Genomic DNA, 12,902 nt, shown 5'->3' on the forward strand with positions numbered 1-12,902 from the left:
GGTTCGCTCAGCGTTTTTCGCGCCGTTCCTGCACGCGCTGCGCCATTTCCGGCGACAGCGCTGCCAACGCGCCATTGAATTCGGTGCACACGCCATTGCGGGTGCTGCCTTCGCGGTCCTGGTAGGACACGGAGGTGCCGGCAGCCTTCCCGTTGCAGGCGGCGCTGGCTTCGGGCGAGATCAGGCGGTTGCGCAGGCCACGGTCAGGCATGGCGGCCAGCGTGCCATTGAAACTGCGGCAGTGGCCCTCCACGGCATTGCCCTGGCGACCGGTGAAGGACACCGCATCGCCTTCGGCCTTGCCCGTGCAGGCGTCTACCGCCGCCTGCGGCATGGGGCGGGCGCCGGCGGGCGCACTAGCGGGGGCGGCGGATTGAGCCTGGGCTGCCTGCGCGGCGACCACGGCCAGCAGCGCGGCCAATGCCAGGCGGGGAAGGAGGGTGATGGGGTTCATGGCGGTGGTCCTGGTCAAATCAGGGCCGGCGTGCGCGAACAAGGCGCCACAATTTTTCGCCGGCTTGGCGCCAAATTTATGCGGACAATGTATCTGGAATGTGTGTCCCGCGCTAAAACCCGACCATGATTGAAACACCTCCCGCATTGCAAACCCTGTCCACCGACCCGTTGGGCCACGCGTTGCGCCCCCATTGGGCCTTGCAGGACGGCATGCACTTTCTCAACCACGGCTCCTATGGCGCCACGCCGCGCCACGTGCTGGCGGCACAGGACGCCTGGCGTGCGCAGCTGGAGGCCCAGCCGGTGCACTTCATGGGTGCGGTGTTGCCCGAGGCCTTGCGCCACACGGCCAGCCGTCTGGCTGATTTCCTGGGTTGCGCGCCGCAACGCCTGGCCCTGGTGGAAAACGCCACCGATGGCGCCAACGCCGTGCTGCGCTCCTTCCCTTGGCAGCCTGGTGACGAGGTGGTGGTGGCCAACCATGCCTATCCGGCGGTGCGCCACACGCTGCAGTTCGTCGCCCAGCGCCATGGCCTGGTGGTGAAGTTCGCCAATGTGCCGTTTCCGCTGCCGTCCGCGATGGCGATCGCCGACGCCTACTGCCAGGCCATCACCGCGCGCACCCGGCTGGCCATCGTGGACCATGTGTTCTCGCCCCTGGCCGTGGTCACCCCGCTGGAGCCCGTGCTGGCGCACTGCGCCCGCCTGGGGGTGCCGGTGCTGGTGGATGGCGCCCATGCGCCGGGCATGCTGCCGCTGGGGCTGGATGCCTTGCAGCCGCACTGGTACACCGGCAACTGCCACAAATGGTTGTTCGCGCCCAAGGGCTGTGCCTTTCTGTACGCGTCCGAGGCCGGCGCGGCCAGCCTGCACCCCAGCGTGATCTCCAACTTCCATGGCCAGGGCTTTCCGGCCGAGTTCGAGTGGCAGGGCACGCGCGACTACAGCGGCTGGCTGGCCATCCCCGCCGCGCTGGATTTCCTGCAGGCCTTCGGCGTGGCGCGCTACCAGCAGGCCTTGCGGGCGCTGGCGGCCCAGGCGGCCGGCGACCTGGCTGCCGCATGGGGCGTCGCACCGCCCGCGCCGCAGGACGCCTTTGCCGCCATGGTCACGCTGCCCTTGCCGTCAGGTGCTTGCGGCAACTCTGAAGCCAGTGACGCCGACGCCCGCCGCTGGCACGATGTGCTGTGGCAGCGTTACCGCATCGAGGTGCCGGTGATGGTGTTCAACCAGCGAATGTGGCTGCGCATCTCGGCTCAGGTGTACAACCAGGCGGCCGACTATCAGGCTTTGGCAGAGGCGGTGCTGGCCGAGTTGGCGGACACTTCAGCGGGGGCTGTGGCGGCGTCGCCGTAGAAGCGCCAGCCGGCGCCGCCAGCCGCCTTGGCCTGGTACATGGCGGTGTCGGCGCGCTTGAGCAGTTCTTCGGCGCTTTCGGACTGGCCCAGGAACAGGGTGGCGCCCATGCTGGGGGTGCAGCGGTGTGTGTGGCTGCCCAGCGGGTAGGGTTCGCTCAAGGTGGCCAGCAGCTTGGCGCCCCGGCGCTCTACCTGCTCGCGCGCTTCTTCAGGCGTGCTGCCCAGCGCCTGCAGCATCACCACGAATTCGTCGCCACCCAGGCGCGCCACGGTGTCCATCTCGCGCACGCTCTGGCGCAGGCGCTGGGCGACCTGCTGCAGCAACAGGTCGCCGGCGTCGTGGCCGTGGGTGTCGTTGAGCAGCTTGAACTTGTCCAGGTCGATGAACAGCAGCGCACCATGCTGGCCGCTGCGCGCGCTGGCGGCGGCGCCGGTTTGTAGGCGGTTGGTCAGCATGCGCCGGTTGGGCAGCCCGGTCAGCGCGTCGAAATAGGCCATGCGCGCAATCTCCTGCTCGGCCAGCTTGCGCGCCGTGATGTCCCGGCCGACGCCGCGGTAACCCAGCATTTGCCCCTGCTCATCCAGAATGGGCTGGCCGCTCAAGGCCATCCAGCTGGGCTGGCCCGCCGCGTCCTGGGCCAGCAGCTCCAGGTCGTGGAAGGTGCGGCGTGCCTGCAGGTCGGCCTGGTGGCTCTCCCAGTCCTCGGCGCTCATGTTCAGCGCGCCGGTTTCCCAAAAACGCTGGCCGATGCGGGCCACACCGGCGCAACTGTCGCCCGACACCAGCGCGCCTTCCAGCCGGACGACGCGAAACTGGCTGTCCTGCTCCCAATACCAGTCGGAGGACAGCTCGGTCAGGCTGCGAAAGCGCGCTTCGCTGTCCCGCAGTTCAGCGGCGGCGGCCTTTTGCTGCGTGATGTCGGTGGCTGCGCCGTACCAGGTGGTGCTGCCGCTGGCTTCGCGCTCAGGCATGGCGCTGACCAGCAGCCAGTCCAGGCCGCCTGCGGGGTGCGTGACCTGGATCTCCATCTGCACCGGTGTCAGCGCTTCGGCCGACTGCGCAATGGCCTGCAGCAGCAACTCGCGGTGCTGGACGCTCACCGCCTCCAGCAACGCGCGCCCGTCGCCGCAGGCTTGCTCGGGCGTCAGGCCGAACAACTGCTGCACCGCGTCGCTGACGAAGGTGAAGTTCAAGGCGCCATTGCCCTGGCGCTTGAGCTGGAACACCATGCCCGGCACCCGGCTGGTGATCTTCTGCATGAACTGCAACTGGTCGCGTACCGCGTCCAGCGCATTGCGCTCCACCGTGATGTCCTGCAACACGCCGACCCGGCTGCGCAGCTCGCCTTGGTCGAAATTGCCTTTCACGCGGGTGCGGAACCAGCCGATCTCGCCCAGGTTGCTGACCGCCCGGTATTCGATGACCGCGCCATCCATGGCCTGCATGGCGGCGACGAACAGCTGGCGGTCATCGGGGTGGATGTGGTCCAGCGTCATGCTGGCCTTTTCCAGTTGCCGCGAGCCGAAGCCGACGATGGCGTGTATGCCCTTGGACCAGCGCGGTGCCGGCTCGCCCGGAATGGTCACCCAGTGGCCCACCAGCGCCATGCTCTCGGTCAGCTCGTACAGCTGCACCTGCTGGTTCAGGCGTTCATTGGCCTCTTGCAGCGCACGCTCCACCGCCCGGATGCGGCGCGTGCGCAGTTTGCCGGCCTGCTGCAGCAGGCCGCGTTTTTTGGCTTTTTTACGTGATGCCATGCGGCGTCAGTTGGAGTGTGTGGGGTAGGGAGCCGGGGTGGCCGGTTCCCGACGCGGGTACGATGGCCCCTATTGTCGCGCAGTGCGCAACCGCCGCCCCGGCTGGGGCCTGGCTGGCGGGATTGTTGGGGGCACCGTATGGGAACAGCGAAAAAGAAAGTTGCAATTCTGGGCGGTGGCGTGGGCGCCATGACGGCCGCCTGGCGCATCACCAGCGAGCCCGGTTGGCAGGACAAGTACGAGATCACCGTCTACCAGATGGGTTGGCGCCTGGGCGGCAAAGGCGCCAGCGGCCGGCGCCCGCCGCATTGGCGCATCGAGGAACACGGCCTGCACATCTGGCTGGGCTTCTACCACAATGCCTTTCGCATGCTGCAGGCGGCGTTCGCCGAGATCAATCCTGTGGCCGCACCGGCGCCGGTGGGCAATACGCCGCCGCGCATGGCCAACGGCGTCTTTTTGCGCTGCGAAGACGCCTTTTTGCCGCACAGCTATGTGGGCGCCTACCAACTGTTCGAAGGCCGCGCCACGCCCTGGATGGTGCACATGCCCACCAACGCCCAGGTGCCATGGACCGGCCAGGCCTTGCCGTCTCTGTGGTCCTACCTGTTGGCGTTGGTGCAGTTGCTGCTGAAGCAGGCGGGTGACGATTGCCATGCCCATGTCTATGTCGGCGAAGACCCGGGCCGGCACCGCGATGTGGTGGGTTGGCTGCGCGAGCAGGTGGGCGCACTGGCACTGGCGGCGGTGGAGTTGGGCGAGTGTGCCGGCCTGGCGCTGCTGACGACGCTGGCCCATGCCATGGCCCAATTGCCAGGGGACGCTGCCTCGCAAACGCGGCGCCAGCACGAGCTGCTGGCGGCCGTGCTGGCGCGCTTGCAAGCCTGGGTGGCGCACGAGTTCGAACGCGCCACAGCGCATGACCTGGATGGCCGCCGCCACCTGCTGATGATCGACTTCATCGCCACCTCGGTGCGCGGCCTGTTGCAAGACCGGGTGCTGGAGGGCCGTCCCCTGGGCGCGCTGGATGAGGAAGTCCGCACCTGGCTGAAGCGCCACGGCGCCATGCCGGTGACGGTGGATTTCGACGCCAACCCGCTGCTGCGGGTGTTCTATGACTTCGTGTTTGCTTTCCGTGACGGTGACTCCAGCGACCCCGAACGCAGCGCCGATTTCGCCACCGCGCCCACGCTGCGCACGCTGCTGCGCATGTGTTGCACCTACAACGGCGCCATCTTCTGGATGATGCGCGCCGGCATGGGCGACACCATCTTCACGCCGTTGTACAAGGCGCTGGCCCAGCGCGGCGTGCGCTTCAAGTTTTTCCACAAGGTGCAAAAACTGGCGCTGTCGGACGATGGCCGCTCGGTGCAACGCATCCACATGGCGCGCCAGGTGGACACCTTGCAGCCCTACCAGCCGCTGATCAACGTCAAGGGGCTGGATTGTTGGCCGTCGTTGGCGCAGTACGACCAGATTGTGGGCGGCGGCGCCTTGCGCGCCGAGGTCGAGCGCCAGGGGCTGGATCTGGAGTCGCTGTGGTTCGACTGGAAGAACGCTGAGGAATTCAGCCTGGAAAAAGGCCGCGACTTCGACACCGTGGTGTTTGGCATCTCGCTGGGCAGCGTGCCTTTGCTGTGCGAGGAGTTGTGCCGCGCCAACCCGGCCTGGCAACGCATGGTCGATCAGGTGAAGACGGTGTGCACCACCGGCGTGCAGTTCTGGCTGCGCCCGGCGCTGGCCGAACTGGGCTGGCAAGCACCGCCACCGATCCTGGATGGCTTTCACGAGCCGCTGGACACCTGGGCCGACATGAGCCACCTGCTGCCCATGGAAGACTGGGGCACCCAGAGCCCGCCGCGCAACATCGCCTACTTCTGCGGCGCCTTGCAGGCCGGCCCGTTGGAGCCGCAGGACGCCGCCACGCCGCGGCGCGCTGTCGAGCGTGTGGCACAGGCCACGCAAGACCTGCTGGACGGCCAATTGGGCGGGTTGTGGCCGCAGGCGGTGAATGCCGCCGGGGCGTTGAAAGATGGCTGGCTGCTGGACCGCTACCAGCGTGCCAATGTCGACCCCAGCGAGCGCTACGTGCTGTCGGTGGCCGGCAGCGAGGCGGCGCGCCTCAAGGCCAACGCCAGCGGCTTTGACAACCTGATCCTTACCGGCGACTGGATAGACAACGGCTTCAATGCCGGCTGCGTCGAGGCCTCGGCCATGGCCGGACTGCAGGCCGGCAACACGGTGCTGGGCAAGGACTTGTACGACGGCGTGATCGGCCAGGAACTGAACTGAGCCGCCGCGTCTGCGGGTTGATGTTCAGCCGGCGCGGCCGGTCCAGCGGCGCTCCAGCGCGTTCAGCCATGTCGGTGCCTGCGGGTCGCTGTCCCACTCGGCCAGCATGGTGTTGATCTGCTGCTGCGACTCTTGCGGCAGGGCCAGCGGCCGGGTCTGGCTCATCAGGTAGCGCGCCATCAGCGGGTAGCCCACCAGCCGGGTCAGGAAGCGGATGATGGAAAAGCGCGGCACGAACAGCCGCACCAGCGCATCCACTGCCCGCGCCAGGCCCAGCATCACGGCAAAGGCCAGCCGGGCCGCCAGCGGTTGGGCGCCGGCAATGCCGATGTCGTGCGCGGTCTGGGCGCCGCACAGGTGGCGCGCCATCAGCGTGCCAAACGGCTTGAGCAGCCGCACTGGCGTGTTGGCGGCGATGTCGGCCATCAGCGCCTGGCCCAGCGCCGGGCGGGGGTCGGGGTCGTGCGGGCGCGCGCGGGCGCGCTGTTGCAGCAGTGCGAACAAGGCCTGGGCATCCACCATGGTCCAGGCCATCAGCCGCTCGTCCACCCCCAGCAGGCTGCCGGCCACGTTCCAGCAGTGCAGGTAGGCGCGCTCGTCATCGGCCGTCAGTGCCAGGCCCAGGCGGCGCAGGCTGCGCAGGTACACGTAGCCAAAAGTGAGCAGGATGTAGGCCAGTTCCTCCTGGTTGCAGGGTAGGCCTTCTGCGCTCAAGTTCCAGCCGTGGTTGTACAGGGCCTCGAACATGCCGGCATCCGGGTCTTCGGCGCGCAGCCTGACCAGCAGCGGCCGGGCCTGGCTGGGGTGGCCATGCAGGATCAGGTTGCGCACCACCGCATGGATCAGCCGCACCTTCAGCATCTGGCGCACACCCAGGCCGCGGCCTTCGGCCAGCCCGCCCTTCATCATCACCGGGAACAGCATGGCGGCGGTGGCGCGCACCCGGTGGTCGGTGTGCTGCACCAGCTGGCCGGTGATGCGCAGCACGGTGGACAAATCCGGTGCCACATAGCACTCCGGCAATGCGGCGCAGAACTGCACGGTGCATGACAGCAGGCCGTAGCTGAAAAAGCTCTGCTCGGCGCGCATGATGCTGGCTGCATCGTGCCAGGCCGGCAGCCGGTGGGCAGCGGCCACGTAGTTGGCCAACAGCGGGCCCAAGTCCGGGAACTGCGGGTCCGGCGCGGGTGTCCAGCCCGCCAGGGCGCCATTGGCCGGAAGGCCGTTCAGCAGCCGCGTGGCGGACGCCAGCCGTGCAAAGCGCTGGGCCACGGCGGGATGGTCGGCGTCCAGCGGCGCGTCCTCCCAGGTGCCGGCAATGCGCTGTGCCGCGTCATCGGCCAGCGGGTCAGCGGCCAGGCGCAGGCGGTCCAGCTCAGCCGCAGTGGGCAGCGCGAAAGCAGGGTGGGTGTCACTCATGTCGGACGGGCTTTCAACAGATGGCGCAGCAACTTGCGCAGCTTGGCTGGCGGCACCGGTTTGTACAGCAAGCTCAGGCCGGCGGCGCTGGCACGGTAGGTCAGCTCCTCGTCGGTGTCGCCGCTGATCAGGCAGGCCGCAAGCGCGGCGCCGGCTTGCTGGCGCAAGACCTGGATGGCGTCAATGCCGGTCTCCGAGTCGCGCAGCCGGTAGTCGCTGACGATCACATCCGGCCGGCCTCGCTGTTGAACCAACCGGCTGGCCTGGGCCAGGCTGTCGGCCAGGTCCACCTCGAAGCCCCAGGATTGCAGCAGGCTGACCAGCGCCGTGCTGCCCAGCGCGTCGTCCTCCACCACCAGCAAGCGCCGGCCGGCGAACTCGTTGGCGGCCGGCATCTCTAGCGCCAGCTCGCGGTCGGCTTGTGCTTGCGGCCGCGCCTCGGGCGCCCGCAACGTGAAGCACGAACCCCGGCCCAATTCCGAGCGCAATGACAGTGGGTGACCCAACAGGCGGCAACTGCGGTCCACAATGGCCAGGCCCAGCCCCAGGCCCTTGGCGCGGTCGCGCTCCAGGTTGCCAACCTGGAAAAACTCGCTGAAGATCTCGCGGTGGTGGCGTTGCGCGATGCCCACGCCGCTGTCGCGAACCTCGATGCGCAACTGGCCGGGCTGCGCCGCCGGGCGCACCGCCACCAGCACCGTGCCTTCGCGGGTATAGCGCAGCGCGTTGTCCACCAGGTTTTGCAGCACGCGCTGCAACAGCACCGCGTCCGTCAGCACCCAGGCGTGCGACGGCCGGATGCGCAGGCGCAGCCCCTTGGCGGCGGCCACGCCGCTGAAGCTCTTGCGCAGCTGCTCCAGCATGGGCGCCAGCGGCACGGCGGCCAGCTGCACCTGCACCGCATCGGCCTCCAGCTTGGACATGTCGAACAGCGTGGTCAGCATGTCCTGCATGGCCACCACCGAAGCGTCCAGGCCGGTCACCATCTGGCGCGTGGCGTCGTCTAGCGGTCGCTGGCTCAAGGCCGCCACAAACAGGCCCATGGCATGGGCGGGCTGGCGCAGGTCATGGCTGGCGGCGGCCAGGAAGCGCTGTTTCTCCAGGTTGGCGGCCTCGGCCGCGTCTTTCTTCTCGCGCAGCAATTCGGTCAGCGCGCGCAGCCGCACCTCGCTTTCCTGCAACTGGGCGGCGGCGGCTTTCTGGGCCGTGATGTCGGTCACGGCGCCGAACCACACCACACTGCCGGTGGCCTCGCGCTGCGGCACCGCATCGGCCAGCAGCCAGCGCAGGTTGTCGCTATCGAGGGCGACACGGAACTCGCAGTTCCAGCGCGCCAGCGTGTCGGCCGAGGTGCGCAGGCTGGCGCGCACCGCCGGCATGTCGTCGGCATGGATGGCCGACAGCATGGGCTGCGCGTCCTCGCGCAGCCGCTGCGCTGGCACCCCGAACATCTGTTCCACCGAATCGCTGGCGAACGGGAAGAACAGGCTGCCGTCAGGCCGCAGTTCCAGCTGGCACACCATGCTGGGCACGTTGCGGGTGATCTGCTGGATGAAGCCCAACTGCTGTTGCAAGGCGTCCAGTGCGGCGCGCTCGGGGGTGATGTTCTGGATCACGCCTATGCGCGATTTCAACTGGCCGGCATCGTAGTTGCCTTTGACGCGGGTACGGAACCAGCCGTAGACGCCCAAGGCATTGCGTGCCCGGTACTCGAACTCATGGCCATCCATGGCCAGCATGGCGTGCTGGAACTTCGCCCGGTCCTCGGGGTGCAGGTGGTCCAGCGACATGCTGGCACCCTCCATCTTGCGCGAACCCATGCCCACCATCTGGTGCAGCCCGCGTGACCAACGCGGCTTCGGGTCGCCCGGGTAGTACACCCAGTGGCCGACCCGCGCCATGGCCTCCGTCAGCTCATACAACTGGAGTTGTTCGCTCAGACGCTCGTTGGCCTTTTGCAGGGACAGCTCCATGGCCAGGATGCGCCGTGCCCGGTAGCCGGCTGCCTGCAACTGCGATGCCTGGCGCTTGGCTCTCCTCCTCGTCCCCATGCTGTCCCTTTCGTTGGCGCGCCGGTGATCGCGCCGCAAAATACCTGGCCTTGTCGTTTTGCCGCAGTATATTGGCGCCTACCCCGGCAGCAAAGCCGCAATGAAGGAATGATCATGAAGACACGAGCCGCCGTGGCCTGGAAGGCCGGCGCCCCCCTGAGCGTAGAAACCGTGGATCTGGAGGGCCCGCGTGCCGGCGAGGTGCTGGTGGAGATCAAGGCCACCGGCATCTGCCACACCGACCAGTTCACGCTGTCCGGCGCCGATCCGGAAGGCCTGTTCCCCGCCATCCTGGGCCACGAAGGCGCCGGCATCGTGCGCGAGGTGGGTGCCGGTGTCACCGGCCTGAAAGCCGGCGACCATGTGATCCCGCTGTACACGCCGGAATGCCGCCAATGCAAGTTCTGCCTGTCGCGCAAGACCAACCTGTGCCAGCTGATACGCGGCACCCAGGGCAAGGGCCTGATGCCCGACGCCAGCAGCCGCTTCTCGCTGGATGGCCAGCCCATCCTGCACTACATGGGCACCTCGACCTTCAGCAACTTCACCGTGGTGCCGGAAATCGCACTGGCCAAGATCCGCTCGGACGCGCCGTTCGACAAGGTCTGCTACATCGGCTGCGGCGTCACCACCGGCATCGGTGCGGTGCTGTTCACCGCCAAGGTGGAGGCCGGCGCCAACGTGGTGGTGTTCGGCCTGGGCGGCATTGGCCTGAACGTGATCCAGGGCGCGAAGATGGTGGGCGCAGGCAAGATCATTGGCGTCGACATCAACCCGGCGCGCGAGGCCATCGCGCGCCAGTTCGGCATGACCGATTTCGTCAACCCCAAGGACGTGGGCAACGTGGTCGACGCCATCGTGCAGCTGACCGATGGCGGCGCCGACTACAGCTTCGAATGCATTGGCAACACGCAGGTGATGCGCCAGGCGCTGGAATGCACGCACAAGGGCTGGGGCCGCAGCATCATCATCGGCGTGGCGCCGGCCGGCGCCGAGATCAGCACGCGGCCGTTCCAGCTGGTGACGGGACGCAAGTGGGAAGGCAGCGCCTTTGGCGGCGCGCGTGGCCGCACCGACGTGCCTAAGATCGTGGATTGGTACATGGAAGGCAAGATCAACATCGACAGCCTGATCACCCATACGCTGCCGCTGGAGCGCATCAACGAGGGCTTTGAGCTGATGGAGCGCGGCGAGTCGATACGCGCAGTGGTCGTGTACTGACAGGCGCCGGCGGCAAGCCGAAGCGGCTAGCTACAAGTTGGCGACGATGCCCTGGTTGAGCAGGTAGGTCGTGGCCGTGAACGCCATGCTGGGCCTGGCCTGCAGCAGTTTGACCCAGTTGCCGGCAACGTCGGCACCGCTGTGGGTCGGGTTGGCGGGCGTGGCGGGTGCGGGCACGCTGGCCGTGGGCGCAGCCACGGGCTTGTAGCGCCCGGGGGCTGGCGGCAGCATGCTCAGCATGCCGTTGGCGTTGTAGGTCTGCAGCTGGGTGCCATTGGCACGCAGGCCGGCGATGAGGCTGGCGTTCGACGCCCACCGTGCCGCCAACTGTGTCTGTCTGCCAGCGGCACTGGCAGACAGCGTCTGGTAGACGCTGGCCCGGGTGGCGGTGCCTGGGCTGGTGCCGGAAACAATGGTCATGGCGGTAGCCTCCTGCGTAGCAAGACCCATCATGAACCGGATTGCCGGTTTTGTACCGCCAGCCGGGTTTTCTTTTGTAACAGGGCGCGCGGGTGCTCAGGCCGGCCCGGTCATCAGCGTCTTCAGCCGGTCGTGGCCGGCCCGGCTGATGGGGATTTGCGTGCCGTCATGCAGCACCGCCAGCTGGCTGTCCTTGCTGGGCCGCTCTATGCTCTTCAGCCGTGCGATGTTGATCAGGTAGGAGCGGTGCACGCGCACAAACTGGCGTGCGTCCAGCTGCGCCTCCAGGTCGGTCAGGCGCTGCGTCTTCAGCAGTTCGCGGCCGCTGAAGTGGATGGCGATGTAGTCGTCCTGCGCCTCCACGTAGTCCACGCTGTCCACCGGCACGATGTGCACCTGGCCGCGGTCGCGCACCAGGATGCGCTCCAGCTTCTCGCCGGTGCCGGCCGCCACCAGCTGTGGCAGCTGCGGCTGCGGCTGGCGCAGTGTCTTGCGCGCCTGCGCCAGCGCCTCGTCGAAGCGCACTTGCGAAAAGGGTTTCAGCAGGTAGTCCACCGCGTGGTGGTCGAAGGCCTTCAGCGCGTACTGGTCGTAGGCGGTGGTGAAGATCACGCCGTGGTCGCGGCCGGTCGCCTCCAGCACCTCGAGGCCCGACAGCTTGGGCATCTGGATGTCCAGCAACACCAGCTGCGGCTGCTGCGCCTGTATCACCTCGACCGCCTGCTGGCCGTTCTCGCATTCGCCGATGATCTGCATGTCGGCATGGGTCTTCAGGAATTCGCGCACCAGGCGGCGCGCCAGCATCTCGTCATCGACGATCAGCACGGTGACGGGGGCGAGGGGGTTAGCGCTCATGGTGGGTATTGTCCAATTCCAGCGGCAGGGCGACGTGCACTTCAAAGCGCTCCGGGCTGGTGGCCTTCCAGTCCACCCGGGCCTGGCCGGCATACAGGCTGTCGAGTCGGGCGCGCAGGTTCTTCAGGCCGGTACCGGTGCCGCCCGTGGCGGGCGGTGCGTCGGCATCCATGGGGTTGACCACGTCCAGGTACAGCCAGGCGTCCCGAGCTGCCACCTGCACGGTGATGCAGCCGCCGTCCACCCGGCTGCGTATGCCGTGCTTGATGGCGTTTTCCAACAGCGGCTGCAACAGCATGGGCGGCAGCAGCGCGTGCAGGGTGTCCGCGGCGATCTGCCAGCTGGCCTCCAGCTTGTCACCGAAGCGCACCTTTTCGATCGCCAGGAAGTTCTGGCACAGCGCCAGCTCGTCGGGCAGCGTGATCTTTTTCTTTTCCGACAGCGCCAGCGTCTGGCGGAAGAACTGCGCCAGCTCGATGGTCATCTGGCGTGCGCCGGCCGGGTCCATGCTGGTCAGCGCGCTGATGGAGTTCAGGCTGTTGAACAGGAAGTGCGGGTTGATCTGGGTGCGCAGCATCTGCAGCTCGGCCTCGCGCGCCAGCACATGCGATTGGGCCTCGCGCTGCTGCGACTCGCGCAGCGTCTCAAACGCCACCAGCACGTCATGTGCCAGCAGCGACATCAGGTACAGGCCGCAGCCGGCGGCAAACAGCAGCAGGTTCAGGCTGGGCGTCAGGCGCAGGGCCACGTCCTGCGGCAGCACGGTTTGCGCCAGCAGCGCCCACAGCTGGCAGATCGCCAGCCAGGCCAGGCTGGACGCTGCCGCCGCCGTGGCGAAGGCCGCCAGGCCGAGGAAGAAATGCCGCCGCGCAAACGGCAGCGAGCGGCAGACGAAGTAGGCCGACGCGGCCACAAAGCCCAGCACCAGTGCCATGGGCACGGCAAACAGCAGGCTGCCGACCCAGCCGGCCTGGTCCCAGCGCACCAGCAACCAGGCCCACAGCAGGCCCATGGCCAGGCACAGGCCGGCATAGCCCAGCAGACGGCGCGTGTCGGACAACAGCGGGTGCAT

At 67.8% G+C, this 12,902-nt stretch carries 10 protein-coding genes; 3 read left to right on the forward strand and 7 right to left on the reverse strand.

Going from position 1 to position 12,902, the window contains the following annotated elements:
* Positions 1 to 7 precede the first annotated feature (7 nt).
* Positions 8 to 454, reverse strand: a complete 447-nt coding sequence (locus tag AC1DX2_RS13505; RefSeq protein WP_477196877.1) for a hypothetical protein — start codon at positions 452 to 454, stop codon at positions 8 to 10.
* Between the two features lie 125 nt (positions 455 to 579).
* On the opposite strand from AC1DX2_RS13505, the gene AC1DX2_RS13510 reads away from it, so the two are divergent.
* Positions 580 to 1,812, forward strand: coding sequence for an aminotransferase class V-fold PLP-dependent enzyme (locus tag AC1DX2_RS13510; RefSeq protein WP_477196878.1), 1,233 nt, complete (start codon positions 580 to 582; stop codon positions 1,810 to 1,812).
* Here AC1DX2_RS13510 and AC1DX2_RS13515 read toward each other — a convergent pair.
* Positions 1,740 to 3,572: a sensor domain-containing protein gene (locus AC1DX2_RS13515; RefSeq protein ID WP_477196879.1), complete on the reverse strand. Its 1,833-nt coding sequence runs from the start codon at positions 3,570 to 3,572 to the stop codon at positions 1,740 to 1,742. The genes AC1DX2_RS13510 and AC1DX2_RS13515 overlap by 73 nt on opposite strands.
* A gap of 138 nt (positions 3,573 to 3,710) precedes the next feature.
* Between AC1DX2_RS13515 and AC1DX2_RS13520 the strand changes: the two genes are divergently transcribed.
* Positions 3,711 to 5,864 (forward strand): NAD(P)-binding protein, encoded by a 2,154-nt coding sequence (locus tag AC1DX2_RS13520; RefSeq protein WP_477196880.1) that lies wholly within the window; start codon positions 3,711 to 3,713, stop codon positions 5,862 to 5,864.
* Positions 5,865 to 5,888: 24 nt separating this feature from the next.
* Here AC1DX2_RS13520 and AC1DX2_RS13525 read toward each other — a convergent pair whose 3' ends face one another.
* Together AC1DX2_RS13525 and AC1DX2_RS13530 are read right to left on the reverse strand one after the other, a co-directional pair.
* Positions 5,889 to 7,283, reverse strand: coding sequence for an oxygenase MpaB family protein (locus tag AC1DX2_RS13525; RefSeq protein ID WP_477196881.1), 1,395 nt, complete (start codon positions 7,281 to 7,283; stop codon positions 5,889 to 5,891).
* Entirely contained in the window at positions 7,280 to 9,334 is a 2,055-nt protein-coding gene (locus tag AC1DX2_RS13530; RefSeq protein WP_477196882.1) for a hybrid sensor histidine kinase/response regulator, read from the reverse strand. The genes AC1DX2_RS13525 and AC1DX2_RS13530 overlap by 4 nt, the downstream gene beginning before the upstream one ends.
* 114 nt (positions 9,335 to 9,448) lie before the next feature.
* Between AC1DX2_RS13530 and AC1DX2_RS13535 the strand changes: the two genes are divergently transcribed.
* Complete coding sequence (locus tag AC1DX2_RS13535; protein ID WP_477196883.1) at positions 9,449 to 10,555, forward strand: S-(hydroxymethyl)glutathione dehydrogenase/class III alcohol dehydrogenase; 1,107 nt, start codon at positions 9,449 to 9,451, stop codon at positions 10,553 to 10,555.
* A 30-nt stretch (positions 10,556 to 10,585) separates the two neighbouring features.
* On the opposite strand, the gene AC1DX2_RS13540 is transcribed toward AC1DX2_RS13535, so the two are convergent.
* The 3 genes from AC1DX2_RS13540 to AC1DX2_RS13550 all read right to left on the reverse strand — a co-directional run bounded on the left by AC1DX2_RS13540 (position 10,586) and on the right by AC1DX2_RS13550 (position 12,902).
* Complete coding sequence (locus tag AC1DX2_RS13540) at positions 10,586 to 10,975, reverse strand: hypothetical protein (RefSeq protein ID WP_477196884.1); 390 nt, start codon at positions 10,973 to 10,975, stop codon at positions 10,586 to 10,588.
* A gap of 96 nt (positions 10,976 to 11,071) precedes the next feature.
* On the reverse strand, positions 11,072 to 11,830 hold the full coding sequence (locus AC1DX2_RS13545; protein ID WP_477196885.1) for a LytR/AlgR family response regulator transcription factor: 759 nt from the start codon (positions 11,828 to 11,830) through the stop codon (positions 11,072 to 11,074).
* Positions 11,820 to 12,902 (reverse strand): sensor histidine kinase, encoded by a 1,083-nt coding sequence (locus AC1DX2_RS13550; protein ID WP_477196886.1) that lies wholly within the window; start codon positions 12,900 to 12,902, stop codon positions 11,820 to 11,822. The genes AC1DX2_RS13545 and AC1DX2_RS13550 overlap by 11 nt, the downstream gene beginning before the upstream one ends.

It is taken from the genome of Hylemonella sp. P2_B10 (genome assembly GCF_056404875.1).